This window comes from Brasilonema sennae CENA114, assembly GCF_006968745.1.
Classification (GTDB): domain Bacteria; phylum Cyanobacteriota; class Cyanobacteriia; order Cyanobacteriales; family Nostocaceae; genus Brasilonema; species Brasilonema sennae.
Genome location: NZ_CP030118.1, coordinates 3,676,777 through 3,697,600 on the forward strand (window position 1 = coordinate 3,676,777; position 20,824 = coordinate 3,697,600).

Genomic DNA, 20,824 nt, shown 5'->3' on the forward strand with positions numbered 1-20,824 from the left:
CTTGGCGTTAATCATCAAATTGTTGGCTGATTTCAATTTGACGATGAAAAGCATCGACGGCTTCAGCAAGTTTGCTTTGCTTTTGCAAAGCACTTCCTAAGCTATTTAGCACAATTGACAAACCATCTGGTTCATCCAATAGTTCTTGGATAGCTAAAGCTTGTTTGAGAGTATCTACAGCCTGGTCTAATTTGTGTTGTCGCCATTGTATACTTCCAAGGGTAGTAAGCCACTTTGCATGATAGCGGTGACGGGTTGCCTGGATTTCGATTTTTTGCAGTATTCCGGAAATAGGGGCAAGTACTACCTCAGCATTCAAATATTGTTTTTCCAGAGAAAGATACTTTGCTTGTTGAATGCGAAATTTAACTACCAATTCCCAATCCTCAAATCGTTCCGCTAAAAGTTGGAACCGGAACATGAATGCTACTGCTTGTTTCCAGTAGCCATATTTTTCAAAAAATTCTTGCAGCCGAAATGCAAATTCATAGTCAGGACTTTGTTGATGTTGCAACCAATCAGCAACCAAAATAATACCGTTAATATCCTCTGCGATCGCACTATCAACAAAACCAACATCGCTGGATTTAACTAAATTGATAAAAAATTCAGCGTGTCGAGTTGCTGCATCATCTCGCAATCCGCGTTCAACTGCCAACTCATGAGCAAACGCACGAATTAACGGATGAAAAACAAATCGATTCTCTCCTACCTCAGCATAGTTAAGTAGTGAAAACCGACATAACCAATCGAGGTCATCTTGTGCCGTATACTCATCACTATAATTACCTGTTGCTGTTGCAGAACGTCGAGAAAATCCATCCTCAGCACAAACACTTAAACAAGAAAAAAAATCAATTTGCTCTGGCTGAAGTTCTTTTAAACTAAGTGAGAAGCAAGCACGAACATCTAAATGTTTATCTTTTGGAACCCTTAATCTTGCCAATCGTCTTTCTTCTCGCAATGAAGCCGCATAGTCTGCCAGACGACGATTTAGGTTCGATTTTAGCGCAGCGCCGATAATTTGTAATGCTAGGGGTAAATAGCCTGCTAACTCGATAATTTCTTCAGATATTTGAGGTTCTGCTGCGATGCGCTTTTCGCCTAATAGCTTTTGCAGCAGGAGTAATGATTCTGGTTTTGAGAGCGGTTTAACTTCAATCCTACCTTGATCGGGAATATCTAACGAAATGGACAAGAAGCGATCGCGTGTGGTGATAATAACCGCGCATCTCTCACCATCTGGATATAATTCCTTAATAATATTGGCATCTTCAGCATTATCGAAAATCAACAGTATCTGACGATGAGCAAACACATCTTGCATGATGGTTTTTGCGTCTCGCTCATCTTCCGGTTCTACTTCTTCTCCACAACGTCGAGCAAAATCACGAGCGATGGTGTCTGCATCTTTACCATCAACCCGCAAACCAATGACACCATCAGGAAAATCTGCTTTGTGTAACGTAGCGAAGTGACAAGCAAGCGCTGATTTGCCGATACCCCCAGTACCAGCCAAACCAGCGATGCTGCACAGTTTGGTTCCTTGACGATGAATCAGCAGTTCTTGAAGTTGCTGCAATTCTTCATCTCTACCAGTAAAACTAGAGACATCTTTTTGTGGCAATATAAAAGGTATTTGAAAAGGCAGAGACGTTGAATTATTAGCTTTTTTCTGCCTTTCGCTTATTTCTGCTTCTAATCTGTTAATATTTTCATTACATTCTTTAATCTTGCGGTGAAGAGAATATTTTTGTTCGGGGTCTGCCGTTTCAACTTTTTCTACCTCAAAAAAGTCACGCTTATCCCGCCAAGAATTAAGCGCTTTTTCTAAACTAGCAAACTCCTCTTGCTTCATCCTCTACCTCTAAACAGCGATTTTACCTGTTGCCATGACCGAACCATTAAAGCTTCTGTATCCATTTCCAACTCATAGGATGCAATAGCCGGAACAATAGGTAGAGCTACTTTTAACTTTGCACTTGCCGTTTTTCCTGGTTCGTCAAGCTTGGTACGAATTTCTGTTAACAAACGCAGCAACTCATCGGGGTAGTTAATTGAACGTTGCATTTCTAAACGTTCAACAGCTTCCATAACCCGCATCAAAGCATTTTCGGCTTGCAAATCCGAAATAAAATAAGCATCAGCCCTTTGATAAAGGAGTTCTCCATATTCAACCTCATACTTGCGAACATCCGGTAAGATTTCTCGTTTAATTCGCATCTTCAATTCGGTTTTAGCAGGGGTACTGGCTGTGACAACAAGTTCCTTTTGAAATTCCCCAAGCTTTTCGTATAAAATTTCTAAAATATCTTCAAGAGAAGTTAATCGTTGACGGCTAATTTCTTGAGAGCGCATAAGCAATCATATTTATTCAAGATAATCGCATTTCTACGTATTATTCATGATTATAACCAAGTTATCCGGTTAAATTAGGTTTTTTTTCAGTAGGAAATTACTGAAATGGACATAAAAATATACTATCAATCCTTGTATCAAGCCCTGAGCGACACGCAGATAGCTATTTTGACCCCTACACCCTTACACCCTTATACCCTGCCCTACGGGCATCTTACGACGACTAGATGAATCAACACCTGCCATTTTGCGGTACTTGGTCACGGTTCTGCGAGCGATGGGTAGACCAAACCGCAACTTAATCCACTGTGCCAATTGGTCATCACTATAAGGCTTTGCAGGAGATTCTTCTTGAATTAGTTGCTGAATGAACTGCTGTATTTGTTGTGGGGTGTGTCCACCAACACGAGCAGGTGTGCAAAGCTTTTGTAACGGTACAATCTGGCTTGGTTGTCCACCAATTAACAGATATCGCTCGCGCACAATCCGACTGATAGTTGCATTTGAGAGTCCCACCGCTTGAGCAACCATTTGTTGTGGTGTAGGAACAAGATCCAACGCGTCTCGACTGGAAAGAAAAGCTTGCTGACGAGCAACCAAAAACTCTCCCACTTTCAAGAGATTATCTTGCCATTGGTTCAATGCAGTGAGTAAAGAACGAGCTTTCTGCAACAGAACTTCCAGTCGTTGAGTTTCTTTGGTTTTACGATGTGGGCGGTTGAGAACAGCAACAGCTTCCTCATCCAGGTAGAAATCTCGACTCACCTCGTAAGCTAACATAACTTGCCAACCGCCTGCATGAGGTTCTGCTTTCAAATCGGGGGTGACAATTGGTGCGGGGCTGTGACTAAAGTTCCTGGCTGGTCGAGGTTCTAGCGTTTGAATCTGGCGAATAGCACTCTTGAGTGTTTCAGAATCAAGACTAGATCTTGTCTGTCGCAGCTTTTGCAGTAGCGCATCTCGGTGACATTGTGCCTCAGTGGAATTGCTGACACAAGCTGCTATCTCCTCTAAATAATCCCTGACTAATAGTGTTGCTAAATTTTCGGGTTGATTTGGAAGTTGTAATAAGAGACATTCTTGAAGCGATCGCGCACCAATCCCCAGCGGATCCAAACCTTGCAAATCAGGAATCACCCCTTCTAGTTCGCTAATAGAAAATCCACTACCCGCCGCCCAAACTTGCGGTGATTCTTCTAAGTAGCCAGATGGAGATAACCATTCAATCAAGTAAAGTAAGGCTTTTTGCTGCCGAGAAGATAGGTTAAGGGCTGAAATTTGTCCTTGCAGATGTTCTTGAAGACTAAGTTCTGCCGCTGGTGGAGTGTACCAATCTGGTAAAACATCTGACACCAGAGTTTCTTTATTGCCAGAACTCGTCGTGCTGCGCAAAAAAGGATTTTGTTCAACTTCATTTCTAACATGCTTAATAACCCGTCGATGATCCAAGGGCAGCAGCTGCACAAGATAGCGCAAGCTTGGATAAAGGACTGCTTGAGTCTCTAAGTGGGTTTCTACCGAAGGTGTGGATATGAGTGCAGACATGACTTTCTGCTCCTATTGTGGTTGTGACTCTTGACTCAAAATCAGATGATCTGGTAATATTGTTCTTCCACCGGAAAGCACTGCAGCACGTTCCAGTGTGTTTTGCAATTCACGTACATTTCCGGGAAAATGGTAGCTTGTGAGTTTCTCCATTGCTGCCATTGTGAGTGCTAAACGCTTGAGTCCTCGACGTAAGGCAATGGTGCTCAAAAAGTACTGGGTTAGCTGTTCCAGATCTTCAGGGCGATCGCGCAATGGTGGCATATCAATCCGCACTACGTTGAAACGATAGTACAAATCTTCGCGAAATTGGTTATGCCTAACCATCTGCTCTAAATTCCGGTTAGTAGCGGCGAGAATCCGTACGTCTACAGTACGAGTTTGGTTACTTCCGAGCCGTTCAAAGGAGTGGTCTTGTAAGACACGCAACAACTTACCCTGAATCACAGGGCTAAGCTCCCCGACTTCATCTAGAAAAATGGTACCACAGTTTGCTTGTTCAAAGCGACCAATTCGCAGGTGATTTGCTCCGGTAAAAGCACCTTTTTCATGTCCGAATAACTCAGCTTCTAGCAAATGTTCTGGGAGGGCGGCACAGTTGACTTTCACCAATGGTCCCTTACGACGGGGACTGGTAGTATGGAGTGTGGAAGCGACTAATTCTTTACCAGTGCCTGACTCTCCGGTGATAAGAACAGTGGTGTTTCCAGGAGCAACGCGTCCGATGAGTTTGAAGACTTCTTGCATGGCGGGCGATCGCCCCAATAACTCATCCGACTGATCCAAACTCTGCAAGTGCGACTCTCCCAGTTTATACACAGGTTCTTGGTGATGCGCAAGTGCCTTTTGGGTGATATTAACTAAGTCTTCTAAATCAAAAGGTTTGCTTAGGTAATCGTAAGCACCCAACTGCATGGCTTCAATTGCTGTACGACTTGTACCGTAAGCAGTCATGACGATGACAGGTAACTCAAACAGTCTTTGTTCTAGAGTTTTTAGGACTGTGATTCCTTGGGTTTTGGGCATTTTTAAATCTAGGAAGACTAAATCAGGATGAGTTGTGTTGTCAGTGAGGAGTTTTAAACCCTGTTCTCCATCTGCTGCTTGGAGGACTTCGTAGCCTTCGTCTTGAAGAATTTGGGCGATCGCCTGCCGCAGTGCTTTTTCATCATCAATAATCAGAATTTTAGCCATTTTCTATTTTGCTGAGAAATTTGGAAGAGAAAACGAACCGCGAAGGACGCAAAGGACGCAAAGAAAGAAAAGTTTGAGAGAGTTTTTGCGTAAGTTTTAAGGTAAATAAATACTAAATCGTGTTTTTCCAGGAGATGATTCCACTTGGATGTATCCCCCATGTCGAGTTACAATTTCATGACTGATTGAGAGTCCCAGTCCTGTTCCTTCTGGTTTGGTGGAATAGAATGGATCAAAAATACGTTCTTGCTCTTCTGGTGGTAAACCTGCTCCTTTATCTTCTACCCAAGCGACAAAGTAACGATCTTTTTGCTGATTTTTAACGTCTGATTCCTTTTCCACTCCCACGGTTACTTGTTGTCCTTCAGGGCTAGCTTGAATGGCATTGAGAATCAAATTGACCATCACTTGTCCGAGTTCGCGGCGACGCAAGGGAATTTCTCGTATTGGGTGAGTGGGAGTTTGGTAGACTAAATCTACTCCTTGTTCTTCGGCTTTGAGACGCAACAGCGAGACGGATTCCAAAACAATTTCCTCTAGCGATGTCAGAACTAGAGCTTCCTGCTGCTGATTTTTGTCAAAATATAAAAGTCTCTGTACAAGATGCTCCAGACGGTCTACTTGTTCTAGCAGACTATCAATAGGCAATGTGGTTAAGCCTTGCTTTCGCAGTTGACGATCAGTGTACTGTAAATTGAGACGCATACTAGCAAGGGGATTGCGGATTTCGTGAGCAACACCCGCGACTAGCTGTCCTAGTGAAGCCAGTCGTTCTACACGATGCAAACGCTGCTCCAACTCTTGACGACGGGCCTGCATTGTGTTGATAGCCGCTCCCAACATTCCCATCTCAGCAGGTAGGGGTGGAATTTCATTTGCCTGATTCGCTTCCATTGCCTTAATGCTTTGTTGTAGCCGTTGCACACCCCACTGTAATTGGAGCGCAATGGCAAAAGTCCAAAAACCCACCACCAAAATTCCCAAGACAACTGGTACGCTAAAAATTTTTTGCTGGCTGTCTTTTGTGCGAGGTATCCGTTTCATTGTCCATACTGCCCCCCAGGCTGACAGAGGATCTGCGCGCACCAGCACAACGTCTAGCTTAGGACGTAGCACCAATTCTTGGGGCAATCCTTGACTTGTCGCCTGTCGTGCCAGTTGGAGAATTGTGTCTCGTTCTGCTGGTGGAATATCGCTTTTGGGCACAGGTGCACCGTGTGTGGGATAAGCATAGCCCAGAAGTTGATCTCTTTCTAACAGGTAAAAGCCACCTTCAACTCGCCCAAAGTTCGCTAGTACTTCAGTGGAAAGCTCTTGTAAAGGTCTATTTATTTTTCGTTTGGGAACTCCCATCTCAAAAAGACCTGATTCCCAAAACAGTTTGATTAAATGCGTGTTGGCTCTGGCAAGTTCTTGCTGATTACGAGCCACCACTGCGCCTTCAAAACTTTCAAACAGTTGCACTAACAGCAATAGTGCCACCCCGCTTAAACCTAGAAATAGAATACTTAAAATAGTTAGCTGTTGCCGCAATGTCCAGCGTCGGAGTTTCATTAAAGATTGGGTTCATTGAAGGGTGATCTGTGTCAATAGTGTCACATATCTTATCCTGCCTTACTCAAATGCATCTAGCCTGTATCTTTGGCACGATTTTTGCACAACATAATTGTGAACCAGGCATTGTGTAGCAGATACATGCCTGACAATCACTTCTGATCTATTCACGGAGACTTTACCATGAATCATCCCAATGATCGTATATCTAGTCAAACGGCTGCTGATGCATTTGCTCTTGCTGCTAAGTTGCAGGCGCAGCGACATCAAGATTACTCAACTGCAGAATTGATGCAGGCAGCAGCAGAAGCAAATATTTCACCAGAAGCTCTTCAGGAAGCATTAAAATTGATGCAGGCAAAACAGATGGAAGACCAGACGCAAAGGGATAAGCTGCGGCTGATGCTTGGTAGTGGGGCTGTGGGGGTGGCGATCGCCCTCAGTAGTATGTGGGCTTACACTGCCATGACTAGAAATCCAGCTTGGAGTGCAACCTCATCTGAAATCAATGCAGTACAACCAAATCCTCGCAATGCTAACCAGCTAACTGCAAGTACTTCACAGCCCCCAGATTCACCACCAGTTCCTCTAGACAATAATGCAACCACATTGACAGGTAAAATTCAGCAATACCTCCTCAACCCTGAAGGTAGAGTGGATGGGTTATTGCTCAACAATGGACTGCAAGTGAAAGTTCCACCACACCTGAACAGAAATTTAGTTGCACAAGTCAGTCTAGGAACTGAGATTAGCGTCACAGGTAAAACCGGCGTGTCCACATCCTTTGGACAAGAAATCAAAGCAAGGGAAATCACGAATCGTCAAACCCAACAGACAATCACAAACAAAGCAATTGCTGACGCACCCCCCCCAGCACCAACTCCCACTGATTACAGCAGTTTATCAGCCGAAGGAAAAGCCCAAAAATGGTTGGTTGGACATCGAGGAGAAATCAATGGCGTGATTCTCTCTTCAGGAGTACAAGTGAAGTTTCCACCTCATATTGGCAATCAACTTGTTGATACGGCTCAAGTTGGTGACAAAGTACAAGTGCAGGGTTTTGGTACTCGCAATAAATACGGGGAAGTTATTAAAGCTACTACGTTAAAGGTGAATGAACGTAGTGTGGGTGTTGCTCCTTAAAAAAAGTTAAGGAATCCAAAAGACGCCAGGAAAATGACTAATGACTGCCAAAACATCGTTAACTTGATTTGTACCAACCTAAGCTCATCATGAATAATCAACCTTCAGAAACAAGAAACAGCGCTAGACAGTTCGCGAAAATTTACATTGATTGTGGTGATCCTTTAGGTTGGTTTGAAGCACTATATTTAGCTGCTAATGAGAATCCTTATGTAATTCCTTGGGCTGATATGAAGCCAAATCCGAATATACTAGCTTGGATTGATAAAAAAGCACCGTCTTTTTTCCAGGGTTTACAAGTTCTTGTAGTTGGATGTGGACTTGGAGATGATGCAGAAAAATTTGCTGAACTTGGTTGTCATGTAGTTGCGTTTGATATTTCTTTGACGGCTATCAAGTGGTGTCAGCAACGCTTTCCATTATCATCAGTGAAGTATGTTGCGGCAGATTTACTTAAACCTCCAACTGAGTGGAATCAGTCGTTTGATCTTGTTATTGAAGCATATACTTTACAAGTTTTACCTCCTGACATTCGTACATCTGCACTAGAAAAAATAGCTAGTTTTGTTCGACCGCAAGGTAGGTTACTAATTGTTGCACGTGGACGCGATGAAGAAAATCCACCTGGTACAATGCCATGGCCACTTACGAAAACAGAACTTTCCGAGGATGCTGTTGGGTTAAATGCTATCTCTCCTTTAGAAGACTACTTTGATAATGAAGTACCACCCGTCAGGCGATTTAGAATCGAATTTATCAATCATAATTATCTGGTATAAACTGAAGCTAAATAACTATAAAATTATAGATTTGTTTAAACTTTTGAGGTAAAAAATATATGAGTCATCTTTCACTTGTAAAAAGAAGAAAGTACATTTGTATATTATTCTTCTCTATTAAGTGTTTCCTACCTCAACGAGTAATTTCACAACTTCTGGACGGATTGCTATAGAACTCATATTTAATTTTGACAAAATTAGGTACATTTTCTGTTAAGTGTTAAGCCTTGCATACCTCCACTTTATCAATTCACAAAATCAAACAGGCTTCCTAATATATCAATTTGATGTCAGATGACAAATGCAACTCCTAAGCGAAAATTAGCAAATTCAGCTTTTTTATATCTTCTATATCCTGATGTAGATACACTCCTCAGTTGTTGGCGTCAGAATTAAGCAGTGACACCATACTAGGAAATCATTCACTCATGTCAGAAGATCAACGTATAGAAGAAAAAATGCTTTCCCGCGAAGCTGAGAAGCAACTTTCTAAACAGCTAGATACAGCAGACAAAATAGACGTAGATATACAAACTGATTTCCTGAAATTATTGCAGGGTATGGTAGATGGAGTTTCTGTTGAAGGTCAGGGACTGGTCAAACAAGATATTCGCATACAGGAAATCAAGCTGCAAATAGATAACGTCGCAGTTAATCCATTCAGTGTTCTCTTTGGTCAAGTTGAACTGAATGAACCAGTTAATATCACTACTCGTGTTGTCATGACAGAAAAAGATATTAACCGTGCTATGATTTCCGAGTTTATCCGTAGCAAGATGCCAACTTTTAAGTTTAATGCCGATGGTAAAACTGTATCTTTATATCCAGAGGAGATACAAATGAAGCTACTAGAGGATAACAAAATGACAGTGGCGTTAAAAGTGACATTAACAGAGGATGGAAATACTCGTCCATTAAGTTTTACAGCACAATATTCCCCACGTACCGACGAAAAACCTATCATTTTAGAATATTTTAACTGCACTCAAGGAGAAGGAATTTCACTTGAAGTCGTTGTTGCGTTAATGCAAAAAGTGAAAGAATTGGTAAAATTACCAAGTTTTAAATATGAAAATATCGTGTTACAAATCAGAAAAATGGAAATACAAAAAGAGATTATGATACTTTTGGTAGATGCTCGTTTAAAAAAACTTCCATCCTTCTGAGATTTTTGAAGTTTTGATTCAGAAAAAGACGTACATCAACTAAGTTGTAAAAAGTAAATACCTTTGCATATGCTGTATCTGCTTAACTGCTGCATAGGAAAATAGACCTAAAACTGTACTTTTAGAGATATAGACAGCTCTAAATTTCAATGATGAAATAAGATTGGTTTGATCGAGTTATATTTATGGATGAAAAAAGTAGAGAACCAAGTCAGAAAAGTTTAATATCACTCGATTTCTTAAATCTTTTTCTATCAGATGTACGTGATGGCGTTGGTCCATATTTAGCTATTTTTTTGAAAGCTTCAGAAAATTGGCATCCAGCCGATATTGGAATTGCAATGTCCGCTTCAACTGTTGCAACAGTCATTGCACAGACACCAGCAGGTGGGTTGGTAGATAGATTGCGTCAAAAACGAATGTTGATTGTGGCGGGTGCGACGCTTGTATCTATTGGTTGTATTGTAATAGCACTGTTACCGAGTTTTCCGGTAGTTATTGGTGGTCAAATTTTAATTGGTTTAGCAGCGGCTGTGTTTCCACCGGCGATCGCCGCTATTAGTTTAGGACTAGTAGGACATAATAAATTTGATCGCCGAGTTGGTCGCAATGAGGCGTTTAATCATGGGGGTAATGTACTTGCAGCAGTTTTGGCTGGTGTGGTAGGTCATTTTATTACTCGCAAAGGCATCTTTTTTCTGGTTGCAGCAATGGCGGGGGCTAGTGCAGTCGCCGTTTCGAGGATTCGTGAAAAGGAAATTGACCATGAATTAGCGCGTGGGGCTGCAGCAGAGGATGAGGACACTCCAGAAAAAGAGGGGCATCAAGTCTCTGGGTTTATGCAGTTGTTTAGCGATCGCCGCATACTTTTATTTTGTCTTGCAGTAATTCTGTTTCACTTTGCCAATGCGGCGATGTTACCACTCGTCGGTCAAAGACTCTCAGAAGGCAAAGCTACAGGAGCTACACTTTATATGTCAGCTTGCATGATCGTAGCTCAGTTGGTGATGATTCCTTCTGCTAGTTTGGCTGGTCGTTTGGCCCATACTGCCAGAAAACCTGTCTTTTTGCTTGCCTTTGCTGTGTTGCCAATTCGTGGTGTACTTTATACTCTAACGGATAATCCTTATTTTTTGGTTTCTGTACAGATTTTAGATGGAGTTGCTGGCGGTATTTTCGGAGTACTTTCTGTACTCATGGTTGCGGATTTAACTAAGGGCACAGGTCGGTTTAATATCACACAAGGAGCATTAAATACTGCTATTGGTATAGGTGCTGGTCTGAGTAATCTGATAGCTGGGTTTGTTGTGGAAAAGGCTGGCTACAATACTGCTTTTTTGGGCTTGGCTGCGATCGCCGCTGTTGCTACTGTTATTTTCTGGATGTTGGTACCAGAAACCAAAGGTTCACACAAAGCACAATCTTTGGTTTCAAGCGAGTCTTGAGAAAAACTCTATGAATAACGATCTATCGTAAAAGTATAGGGCACATTATACAACAGCTAATTACTAATTGTCTCCTCTTTCTTACAATTAGTGGTTAGCCAATTTCTTTCTATTCTCTGATTACCTCGCATTTCTATAACTGGCGAATGATGGAATTAGATGTCATAATTTGTAACCTCGTAAAGGAACATATAGGCACAAATTTTCATTTATGCAAGAGTATGATGTTGTCATTATCGGAGCAGGACACAACGGCTTAGTTTGTGCCGCTTATTTGCTCAAGGCTGGCTATAGTGTGCTACTATTGGAAAAACGTCCTATTCCTGGTGGTGGAGCAACAACAGAAGAATATTTACCACAAGAAGCTCCTGGATTTAAGTTTAACTTGTGTGCTATTGACCACGAGTTTATTCATCTAGGACCAGTTGTACAAGAATTAGAGCTGGAAAAATACGGTTTGCAATATCTGGAGTGCGATCCTGTTGTTTTCTGTCCGCATCCGGATGGCAAGTATTTTTTAGCTCATAAATCAGTAGAAAAAACGAGTGCCGAAATTGCGCGTTACAATGAACGCGATGCCAAAAAATATCTAGAATTTACACAATACTGGCAGCGGGCGATTGGTGCAATGATTCCGATATTTAATGCACCGCCCAAATCTGTCTTAGATATTCTTGGCAACTACGACATTACAAAGCTGAAAGATTTATTTTCGGTAATTGGTTCTACCAATAAGGCTCTGGACTTTATTCGCAATATGCTAACCAGCGGTGAGGATATTGTCAACGAGTGGTTTGATTCAGAATTTCTCAAAGCACCTCTGGCAAGACTTGCATCAGAACTTGGTGCACCTCCCTCCCAAAAAACCCTTGGTATTGGTGCAATTATGATGGCAATGCGTCATAATCCAGGGATGACTAGACCGCGTGGCGGTACTGGTGCATTAACGCAAGCTTTGGTAAACTTGGTGACAAGTAAAGGCGGCGTTATCCTCACAGACCAGCAGGTTAAGAAAATTTTGATTGACGATAATCGTGCTGTTGGTGTGCGGGTAGCTAATGGCATAGAATACCGTGCTAAGCACGCAGTGATTTCAAACATTGATGCCAAGCGTGTATTTTTACAATTAATGGATACCAGCGATGTAAATGCTGCTGATCCAGGTTTACGGGAAAGATTAGAACGCCGCATTGTCAACAACAACGAAACTATCCTCAAGATAGACTTGGCTTTAAACGAACCACTGCGGTTTGAACACCACGAACACAAGGACGAATACCTGATTGGGTCTATTTTAATAGCAGATTCTGTTACTCATGTAGAACAGGCTCATAGCAGATGTAGTTTAGGAGAAATTCCAGATTCTGACCCCTCAATGTATGTCGTTGTGCCAACAGTGCTAGATCCATCAATGGCACCTCCTGGTAAGCATACCGCATGGATTGAGTTTTTCTGTCCGTATCAAGTCGCAGGTGCAGAAGGTACTGGTTTAAATGGTACAGGGTGGACTGATGAATTAAAAAACAAAGTCGCAGACAAGGTGATTGATAAGCTTGCAGACTACGCACCAAATGTGAAGGACGCAATTATCGCCCGTGGTGTGGAAAGTCCAGCGGAACTAGGAGAAAGATTAGGCGCGTATAAAGGAAATTATTACCATATTGATATGACTTTAGATCAGATGGTATTTTTCCGTCCCTTGCCAGAGATTGCCAACTACCAAACACCTATTTCGGGTTTGTATTTGACAGGTGCAGGCACTCATCCCGGCGGTTCTATTTCAGGAATGCCAGGACGCAACTGTGCGCGAGTCTTTTTGCAGAGTAAGCAGCCCATAGTACAAAGGCTAAAGGACGCAGGGGATTCGATTAAATCAACAGTTGAATCTGTGTTTAAGATTAACAACTAAAACGTCCAGACGTTTATATGTGTTTGGTGTAATTTGAATTACCGTGGGGCGGGATTGTGCCACGCCCGCCCTTTGTGCCAGTTGCTTAAGTCCCGTATCCCTTGCCTGTGGCAGTCAAGCGAATGCGATAGATGGCTGTGTTGGCTGTAATAAAGAGGGTATGACCATCTTCTCCCCAGGCTAAATTGCTTGTTTTATCACCCGTTTCAATACTCCCCAGAAGCGTCCCATCGGGAGCAAAAATGAAAACTGCCTCGGGTGCAGCAGCGTACACATTACCTGCCTGATCAACCTTGATTCCATCGGCAAAACCCTTGCGGTTGCGTTCCCATCTCCAGGCATCCGCAAACGTGCGACCATTTTGAAGCGTGCCGTCCGGTGCGACGTCGTATGCCAGCCATCTCGATTGTTTAGTGGTTGAATCGGCGATATAGAGAATCTTTTCATCTGGAGAAAATGCAATGCCATTGGGAGAACGAATCTCATCAGTCAATAGCGTTAACTTGCCATCGGACGATAGGCGGTAAACGCCACTGAACGGGAGTTCCTTCTGTGGATCATCAAATCTTTGGGTTGGCAAACCATAGGGGGGATCGGTAAAGTACAGGTCCCCATTAGATTTGTAAACCAGGTCATTGGGACTGTTCAACCGTTTATTGTCATACCGATCTGCCAGAGTAGTTTTGATGTTGTTCTCTCTGTCCTCTAACCGAGCAACGCGACGATCGCCATGTTCACACAGCACCAGTCTCCCCTGGCTATCAAAGGTTAACCCATTAGAACCGGGTTCTAGTCCGTTAAAGGGAGTGTCCCCCGTATATCCACTGGGACTCAAATAAGTCGAGATCCCTTTCCCCGGTTCCCATTTGTAGATTTTATTGGTTTGCACATCCGAAAACAGCAGATAATTCTCGTTTCGATTCCACAGGGGACCTTCTGCCCAGCGAAATCCATCCGCCAATTTTTCTAATTTGGCATCAGCGGGAACAAGACTGTTAATACGGGAATCATAGCGGACAATTCTGCCAGCAATAGTGGGAGCCTTAGTGTCAACCGGCGACAAATCTTCCATATGCGTAATGCTAATCTGATTGGTATGCCATTTTTTGTTGTTAGCGGATGCTTGTGTCAATTGTGTCAAACCACCACTAAACAAAAGTGCTGCTAGAACAAATGAAGTGAGCTTGTTCATAATTTGCAATGTTACAGATACGTTTATTGTCCTTTTATTAACAAGCAATCTAAATGTTAATAAGTACTTACAAAACCACGAATATACTCCTATTTCTAATTTTTAAATAGCAATACTCCCTTGCGATTATTTACACAATATTTAAGATAATTTTTCGTTAATTTTACCTGTGATTCATCTAATTTTAGTAGATTACAGTTCTAATATTCAACCCTTAGTTATGGGGCGTGATGTACTTAGGATTAGCATTGCCTCATCCTAAAAACAACTTGTATGCTGGATTCTGGCTTTCATCCCAGTAGCGGTAACCCAGCGTATTCAGAAATGCTCGCCATTGCTCCATTTCGTGGGGAGATACCTGCATTCCCACGACAATTCGCCCGTAATCTGCCCCATTGTTGCGGTAATGAAAGAGGCTGATATTCCAATCGGGACTCATGGAACTGACGAATTTCATCAATGCACCGGGACGTTCAGGAAACTCAAAACGGTAGAGCAACTCATTCTTAGCAAGGTGAGAGTGTCCACCAACCATGTGCCGCAAGTGCAATTTTGTCAGTTCGTCATCGGTTAAGTCTATGGTTTTGAACCCATTAGCTTCAAAGGTTTTAACCATCTTTGCTGCATCAGCACGGTTTTGAATTTGCACTCCCACAAAAATATGTGCTTCTTTATCACCAGCAATGCGATAGCTAAATTCAGTTAGATTGCGTCTGCCAATACATTCACAAAACTTGCGAAGACTGCCCCGTTCTTCAGGAATCGCGACAGCAAAAATGGCTTCGCGGCGTTCACCCAATTCTGCTCGTTCAGCAACAAAGCGGAGGCGATCAAAGTTCATGTTAGCACCGCAGGCAACGGCGATTAACGTTTGTCCCTGGATTTGTTCTCGTTCGACATAGGCTTTTGCAGCGGCGATCGCCAATGCACCTGCTGGTTCCAAAATCGAGCGTGTATCCTCAAACACGTCTTTAATCGCAGCACAAGTATGATCTGTATCAACTAAAATGATGTCATCCACATACTCCTGACACAAACGGAAAGTTTCTTCTCCGACTTCCCGCACTGCTACCCCATCAGCAAATAAGCCTACTTGAGGTAAGCGTACCCGCTTCCCTGCTTTCAGCGATTGATGCATGGCATCAGCATCCACTGGCTCAACACCAATTATTTTAATTTCAGGACGCAACCGTTTCACATATGCTGCAATCCCAGAAATCAGTCCACCTCCACCAATTGCCACAAAAATAGCGTCGATGGGTTGCTGATATTGTCGCAGAATTTCCATCCCGATTGTTCCTTGCCCAGCAATCACATACGGATCATCAAAGGGATGAATAAAAGTCATACCTTTTTCTACCTCTAGTTGACGGGCTAAGGCATAGGCATCATCGTAAGTATCTCCATGCAATACTACCTCCCCCCCTCTGGCTCTGACTGCATCTATCTTCACCTGAGGTGTGGTTACCGGCATAACAATAATTGCTCGTGTTCCGATGTGACGGGCAGCAAGAGCAACGCCCTGGGCATGGTTTCCCGCAGATGCAGCAATCACACCTTGTACCAGTAAATCCGGCGGTAGTTGCGCCATCTTGTTATAAGCACCCCGCAGCTTAAAGGAAAAGACTGACTGCATATCTTCCCGCTTGAGTAGGAGTTTATTATTCAGTCGTGCGGATAGATTGGGAGCATAATCCAAGGGCGTTTCTTGAGCAACATCGTACACGCGGGCAGTCAGGATTTGTACAAGGTAGTCGCAAAGCATGGGCGTCAACAGGTTGGTAAATGCCGGATGGATGATAATTTTACCGCCAAACTTGTCAGCATGACATACAGGAGTTACGCAACGAGATCCAGCAGTTGTGGGAGGGTGTAAGGGGGTAAGGGGAGCCAGTGCGTTGGGCGGGTTTCCCGACTTGAAGCACCTGGCGTTGTAGGGGTGTAAGGGAAAACTAAGTACGCATCACCATTAATAAAGGTCTAAAAAAAGAGGATTGCGATATCAGGAACTGTACTTATCCACGGTGTAGTTACTTGTGGTTTGGAAAAACTTGCACTAAGACCTTCCTATGAAACAAAATCTGCTTTTTGCACGGTTTTTATACCACAAAAAGCAGATTTTTATAAAAAATATTCCGAATTATGAACCTCACCCTCGCTTTTAGCTACGCTAAAATCTTTCCCTCTCCTTAACAAGGAGAGGGATGCCCGACAGGGCAGGGTGAGGTTCCAAACCTATTAGTCATTTTCCGAAATCTTCCAAGATAAAGTGGTAGATATAACTAAATGTCATCTTGGTTTCGGGGCTAGTTTATGGAACCTGCAACACTCACAGCAGCGGCGATCGCCACCTTAGTCATCACTAAAAGTTTTGAAAAAACAGGTGAAATCATCGGGGAAAAGGCTTGGAACGAAGGCGAGAAATTGTTATTACTTCTCAAGCGTAAAGAACCTGACACGGCAAAGACTATAGAATTAGCTCAAAAGCAACCTTTAGATTATGGTAAAGCTTCTCTCATTGGACAACAAGTCGAGAAAGCGGCAAAAAAAGACTCTGAAATTGCTCAAGCAGTCTCAGCTGTGGCAAATGAAGCACAACCTCAATTGACAAAAACAATTATTGAAAATTGGCAAGGCATAAACGTTAAAGGCGGAACTAATAGTATTTCTGGCAATACTTTTAATTTCTGACTGCAGTCGTCCGAATGGGAACGGACAAAGTTAAATCCCCCTACTGGAATACCGCAGAATTTGCCCTTAAGTGGGGCGACAAAGTTCGTCGGACGTGAAGAAGAACTGCAACACCTCCATCAACTCTTGCAGAAAAATGACTGCGTAGCAATAGCCGCCATTTCTGGTATGGGTGGAGTAGGGAAAACCGAACTGGCGCTTCAATATGCAAACACTCACCGCGAAGCTTACCAAGGTGGAATTTGTTGGTTACTTCCGAAAGCTGCGGATGTGGGAGTGCAGTTGGTGCAGTTTGCGCGTACTCACCTTGACTTAAACCCACCAGAAATATCGCCGGATTTTGATTTACTCGCGCAAGTCGCATACTGCTGGCGGCGATGGCGTGAACGTGAAGTGCTGCTTGTGCTGGATGATGTGGCGAAATACAAAGAAATTAAGCCGTATCTCCCACCATCATCTTCCCGGTTTAAGGTGTTGATGACAACAAGAGCACACTTTGGGCAAATTCCGAAATTATCATTAGGTGTGCTGCAACCAGAAGCGGCGCTGGAGTTATTACGAACACTCGTTGGTGCAGAACGGGTTGATGAAGAAATTGCACAAGCAGAATCTTTGTGTGCATGGCTGGGATATTTGCCCTTGGGGTTAGAATTAGTCGGGCGGTATCTCGCACGGAAAGAAGATTTGTCCCTAGAAGATATGTTGCGGAGGTTGGAGAAAAAGAGATTAGAACAACCAGCCCTTGTGAAGTCAGAAGACGACATGACAGCACAACTGGGTGTGCAAGCCGCCTTTGAGTTGAGTTGGCAGGAATTAAACAACACGGATAAGCAGCTGGCGTGTTTGCTGAGTTTATTTGCACCTGCACCGATACCTTGGCAGTTGATAGAATTTTGCTTAGCCGATGTAGATGCAGAAGAGTTAGAAGAAAGTCGGGATGATAAGCTGCTGAATTTGCATTTGCTACAGCGTAAGGAAAAGGGAATTTATCAATTGCATCCACTGCTGAGGGAATTTTTTCAAGCGAATCTTAAAGCCCCAGCTTTTCTGGCAACTTGGGGGAATCTTCAATATGCTTTTGCCACAGCAATGATAGCAGTCGCCAAAGAGATTCCTCAAACTCTGACTCGTGAACAAATTACCGCTATCTCTCCCGTCATACCTCATATAGCAGAAGTCGCCAACAATCTTATTGAATATGTCAGCGATGAGGATTTGATCTGGGCTTTCCTCGGTAATGCCTCATTCTACAATAGTCAGGGATTGTATGATCAAGCAGAACCTTGGTATGAGCAGTGTTTAGAAGTTACAAAAAAGCGCTTGGGAGAAGAACATCCCTCTGTCGCAACTAGCCTCAGCAGCCTGGGGTTACTCTACAACTCCCAAGGAAGATACACAGAAGCTGAACCTTTGTTCCAACAAGCATTGGAACTAACGCGACGCCTCCTGGGAGATGAACATTCCTCTGTCGCAAGTAGCCTCAACAACCTGGCGTTACTCTACAACTCCCAAGGAAGATACGCAGAAGCTGAACCTTTGTTCCAACAAGCATTGGAACTATACCGACGCTTACTGGGAGATGAACATCCTCATGTCGCACTCAGCCTCAACAACCTGGCGTTACTCTACAACTCCCAAGGAAGATACGCAGAAGCTAAACCTTTGTTCCAACAAGCATTGGAACTATACCGACGCTTACTGGGAGATGAACATCCTCATGTCGCACTCAGCCTCAACAACCTGGCGTTACTCTACAACTCCCAAGGAAGATACGCAGAAGCTAAACCTTTGTTCCAACAAGCATTGGAACTATACCGACGCTTACTGGGAGATGAACATCCTCATGTCGCACTCAGCCTCAACAACCTGGCGTTACTCTACAACTCCCAAGGAAGATACGCAGAAGCTAAACCTTTGTTCCAACAAGCATTGGAACTATACCGACGCTTACTGGGAGATGAACATCCTCATGTCGCACTCAGCCTCAACAACCTGGCGTTACTCTACAACTCCCAAGGAAGATACGCAGAAGCTAAACCTTTGTTCCAACAAGCATTGGAACTATACCGACGCTTACTGGGAGATGAACATCCTCATGTCGCACTCAGCCTCAACAACCTGGCAGAACTCTACAACTCCCAAGGAAAATACGCAGAAGCTGAACCTTTGTTGCAACAAGCATTGGAACTATCGCGACGCCTGCTGGGAGATGAACATCCCAATGTCGCACTCAGCCTCAACAACCTGGCGGGACTCTACGACTCCCAAGGAAGATACGCAGAAGCTGAACCTTTGTTGCAACAAGCATTGGAACTATCGCGACGCCTGCTGGGAGATGAACATCCCTCCGTCGCAACTAGCCTCGGCAACCTGGCGGGACTCTACTCTTCCCAAGGAAGATACGCAGAAGCTAAACTTTTGTACCTACAAGCTTTGGAACTAAGGCGACGCCTGCTGGGAGATGAACATCCCGATATCGCACAAAGCCTCAATAACCTGGCAGAACTCTACCGTTCCCAAGGAAGATACGCAGAAGCTGAACCGTTGTACAAACAAGCATTGGAACTCACGCGACGCCTGCTGGGAGAAGAACATCCCTCTGTCGCCACTAGCCTCAACAACCTGGCGTTACTCTACTACTCCCAAGGAAGATACGCAGAAGCTGAACCTTTGTTCCAACAAGCTTTGGAACTAATGCGACGCCTGCTGGGAGATGAACATCCTGATATCGCACTCAGCCTCAACAACCTGGCGTTACTGTACGATTCCCAAGGAAGATACACAGAAGCTGAACCTTTGCACCAACAAGCATTGGAACTAATGCGACGCCTGCTGGGAGATGAACATCCCTCTGTCGCCACTAGCCTCAATAACCTGGCAGAACTCTACCGTTCCCAAGGAAGATACGCAGAAGCTGAACCTTTGTACAAACAAGCATTGGAACTAATGCGACGCCTGCTGGGAGATGAACATCCCTCTGTCGCACAAAGCCTCAACAACCTGGCGGGAATCTACTACTCCCAAGGAAGATACATAGAAGCTGAACCTTTGTTCCAACAAGCTTTGGAACTATCGCGACGCCTGCTGGGAGATGAACATCCCGATATCCCACAAAGCCTCAACAACCTGGCGGGAATCTACTACTCCCAAGGAAGATACGCAGAAGCTGAACCTTTGTTCCAACAAGCTTTGGAACTATCGCGACGCCTGCTGGGAGATGAACATCCTGATGTCGCACAAAGCCTCAACAACCTGGCAGAACTCTACCGTTCCCAAGGAAGATACGCAGAAGCTGAACCTTTGTACAAACAAGCGTTGGAGATTTGTGAGCGACACTTAGGAGTAGATCATCTATGTACAATGACGGTTCGGAGAAATTACGCAATTTGCTTGAGGCGGGGATATTTTTGATCGTGCGGTAATTGAATCGCACTATAAATACTCGTCGTTGAGTGCTTGAGACTAATTTTCATCAAGCAAGAAACGCACCTTCACGAAGCACTAACCTGCTGTTCAGTTCTTTGAGCTTTTAATACTCTTAAGCGTTGTACCAAAGGTGAAGGATTAGCAATCCATTCTTGGTAACGCTGTTCACGCCTGTTTGTCAAACGTGACAGGTAGGCATCCATCTGGGCACGATTGTGCAGATAATAAGTAATAGTAGCGTAAATCTGCTCTAAGCCCAGAGTAGGCAGATTAGCTGCAATTTCTTCCGGTGTGTATCCTTCCAAATAATAATCAAGCACATTATCAATCCCAATGCGATGTCCTTTTAGACGAATATCATCGGGTGACAAAAAGTCAAAATAATCTTCTAATTGCATCGGTCTAAACTTGGCAAGATTCTG

15 protein-coding genes are annotated in these 20,824 nt (G+C 43.6%); 7 read left to right on the forward strand and 8 right to left on the reverse strand.

Features of this window, described 5'->3' with window-relative positions:
* Positions 1-7: 7 nt before the first annotated feature.
* The 5 genes from DP114_RS15655 to DP114_RS15675 form a co-directional block, all read right to left on the reverse strand.
* A complete protein-coding gene (locus tag DP114_RS15655) occupies positions 8-1,858 on the reverse strand; it encodes an ATP-binding protein (protein ID WP_171976525.1) in 1,851 nt (616 codons plus the stop codon).
* Positions 1,855-2,358, reverse strand: coding sequence for a hypothetical protein (locus tag DP114_RS15660; RefSeq protein ID WP_169264818.1), 504 nt, complete (start codon positions 2,356-2,358; stop codon positions 1,855-1,857). The genes DP114_RS15655 and DP114_RS15660 overlap by 4 nt, the downstream gene beginning before the upstream one ends.
* 183 nt (positions 2,359-2,541) lie before the next feature.
* On the reverse strand, positions 2,542-3,903 hold the full coding sequence (locus DP114_RS15665; protein ID WP_171976526.1) for an RNA polymerase factor sigma-54: 1,362 nt from the start codon (positions 3,901-3,903) through the stop codon (positions 2,542-2,544).
* 12 nt (positions 3,904-3,915) lie between these two features.
* Entirely contained in the window at positions 3,916-5,097 is a 1,182-nt protein-coding gene (locus tag DP114_RS15670; protein WP_171976527.1) for a sigma-54-dependent transcriptional regulator, read from the reverse strand.
* Positions 5,098-5,193: 96 nt separating this feature from the next.
* Positions 5,194-6,651: a sensor histidine kinase gene (locus tag DP114_RS15675; protein WP_171976528.1), complete on the reverse strand. Its 1,458-nt coding sequence runs from the start codon at positions 6,649-6,651 to the stop codon at positions 5,194-5,196.
* Between the two features lie 183 nt (positions 6,652-6,834).
* On the opposite strand from DP114_RS15675, the gene DP114_RS15680 reads away from it, so the two are divergent.
* The 5 genes from DP114_RS15680 to crtO all read left to right on the forward strand — a co-directional run bounded on the left by DP114_RS15680 (position 6,835) and on the right by crtO (position 13,093).
* Entirely contained in the window at positions 6,835-7,794 is a 960-nt protein-coding gene (locus DP114_RS15680) for a hypothetical protein (RefSeq protein ID WP_171976529.1), read from the forward strand.
* Positions 7,795-7,883: 89 nt separating this feature from the next.
* Positions 7,884-8,573: a class I SAM-dependent methyltransferase gene (locus DP114_RS15685; protein ID WP_171976530.1), complete on the forward strand. Its 690-nt coding sequence runs from the start codon at positions 7,884-7,886 to the stop codon at positions 8,571-8,573.
* A gap of 428 nt (positions 8,574-9,001) precedes the next feature.
* Complete coding sequence (locus DP114_RS15690; protein ID WP_171976531.1) at positions 9,002-9,739, forward strand: LmeA family phospholipid-binding protein; 738 nt, start codon at positions 9,002-9,004, stop codon at positions 9,737-9,739.
* A 185-nt stretch (positions 9,740-9,924) separates the two neighbouring features.
* On the forward strand, positions 9,925-11,184 hold the full coding sequence (locus DP114_RS15695; protein ID WP_171976532.1) for an MFS transporter: 1,260 nt from the start codon (positions 9,925-9,927) through the stop codon (positions 11,182-11,184).
* 211 nt (positions 11,185-11,395) lie between these two features.
* The gene (gene crtO, locus DP114_RS15700; RefSeq protein WP_169264825.1) at positions 11,396-13,093 is read left to right on the forward strand and encodes a beta-carotene ketolase CrtO; all 1,698 of its coding nucleotides are present in this window, start codon (positions 11,396-11,398) and stop codon (positions 13,091-13,093) included.
* Positions 13,094-13,178: 85 nt separating this feature from the next.
* Here crtO and DP114_RS15705 read toward each other — a convergent pair whose 3' ends face one another.
* Both DP114_RS15705 and ilvA read right to left on the reverse strand, forming a co-directional pair.
* Positions 13,179-14,285: an SMP-30/gluconolactonase/LRE family protein gene (locus tag DP114_RS15705; RefSeq protein ID WP_216670002.1), complete on the reverse strand. Its 1,107-nt coding sequence runs from the start codon at positions 14,283-14,285 to the stop codon at positions 13,179-13,181.
* A 253-nt stretch (positions 14,286-14,538) separates the two neighbouring features.
* A complete protein-coding gene (gene ilvA, locus DP114_RS15710) occupies positions 14,539-16,050 on the reverse strand; it encodes a threonine ammonia-lyase, biosynthetic (RefSeq protein WP_171976533.1) in 1,512 nt (503 codons plus the stop codon).
* 548 nt (positions 16,051-16,598) lie between these two features.
* Between ilvA and DP114_RS15715 the strand changes: the two genes are divergently transcribed.
* Both DP114_RS15715 and DP114_RS15720 read left to right on the forward strand, forming a co-directional pair.
* Positions 16,599-16,976, forward strand: coding sequence for a hypothetical protein (locus tag DP114_RS15715; RefSeq protein ID WP_169264827.1), 378 nt, complete (start codon positions 16,599-16,601; stop codon positions 16,974-16,976).
* A gap of 60 nt (positions 16,977-17,036) precedes the next feature.
* The gene (locus DP114_RS15720; RefSeq protein WP_172195223.1) at positions 17,037-20,387 is read left to right on the forward strand and encodes a tetratricopeptide repeat protein; all 3,351 of its coding nucleotides are present in this window, start codon (positions 17,037-17,039) and stop codon (positions 20,385-20,387) included.
* 80 nt (positions 20,388-20,467) lie between these two features.
* On the opposite strand, the gene DP114_RS15725 is transcribed toward DP114_RS15720, so the two are convergent.
* Positions 20,468-20,800, reverse strand: a complete 333-nt coding sequence (locus tag DP114_RS15725) for a DUF433 domain-containing protein (protein ID WP_169268500.1) — start codon at positions 20,798-20,800, stop codon at positions 20,468-20,470.
* Between the last annotated feature and the right edge of the window lie 24 nt (positions 20,801-20,824).

Coding starts and splice junctions, on each gene's coding strand:
- DP114_RS15660 (WP_169264818.1), bottom strand. CDS start 2,358: ATGCGCTCTCAAGAAATTAGCCGTCAACGATTAACTTCTCTTGAAGAT.
- DP114_RS15705 (WP_216670002.1), bottom strand. CDS start 14,285: ATGAACAAGCTCACTTCATTTGTTCTAGCAGCACTTTTGTTTAGTGGT.
- DP114_RS15670 (WP_171976527.1), bottom strand. CDS start 5,097: ATGGCTAAAATTCTGATTATTGATGATGAAAAAGCACTGCGGCAGGCG.
- DP114_RS15655 (WP_171976525.1), bottom strand. CDS start 1,858: ATGAAGCAAGAGGAGTTTGCTAGTTTAGAAAAAGCGCTTAATTCTTGG.
- DP114_RS15715 (WP_169264827.1), top strand. CDS start 16,599: ATGGAACCTGCAACACTCACAGCAGCGGCGATCGCCACCTTAGTCATC.
- DP114_RS15695 (WP_171976532.1), top strand. CDS start 9,925: ATGGATGAAAAAAGTAGAGAACCAAGTCAGAAAAGTTTAATATCACTC.
- DP114_RS15685 (WP_171976530.1), top strand. CDS start 7,884: ATGAATAATCAACCTTCAGAAACAAGAAACAGCGCTAGACAGTTCGCG.
- ilvA (WP_171976533.1), bottom strand. CDS start 16,050: ATGCTTTGCGACTACCTTGTACAAATCCTGACTGCCCGCGTGTACGAT.
- DP114_RS15725 (WP_169268500.1), bottom strand. CDS start 20,800: ATGCAATTAGAAGATTATTTTGACTTTTTGTCACCCGATGATATTCGT.
- DP114_RS15690 (WP_171976531.1), top strand. CDS start 9,002: ATGTCAGAAGATCAACGTATAGAAGAAAAAATGCTTTCCCGCGAAGCT.
- DP114_RS15665 (WP_171976526.1), bottom strand. CDS start 3,903: ATGTCTGCACTCATATCCACACCTTCGGTAGAAACCCACTTAGAGACT.
- DP114_RS15680 (WP_171976529.1), top strand. CDS start 6,835: ATGAATCATCCCAATGATCGTATATCTAGTCAAACGGCTGCTGATGCA.
- crtO (WP_169264825.1), top strand. CDS start 11,396: ATGCAAGAGTATGATGTTGTCATTATCGGAGCAGGACACAACGGCTTA.
- DP114_RS15675 (WP_171976528.1), bottom strand. CDS start 6,651: ATGAAACTCCGACGCTGGACATTGCGGCAACAGCTAACTATTTTAAGT.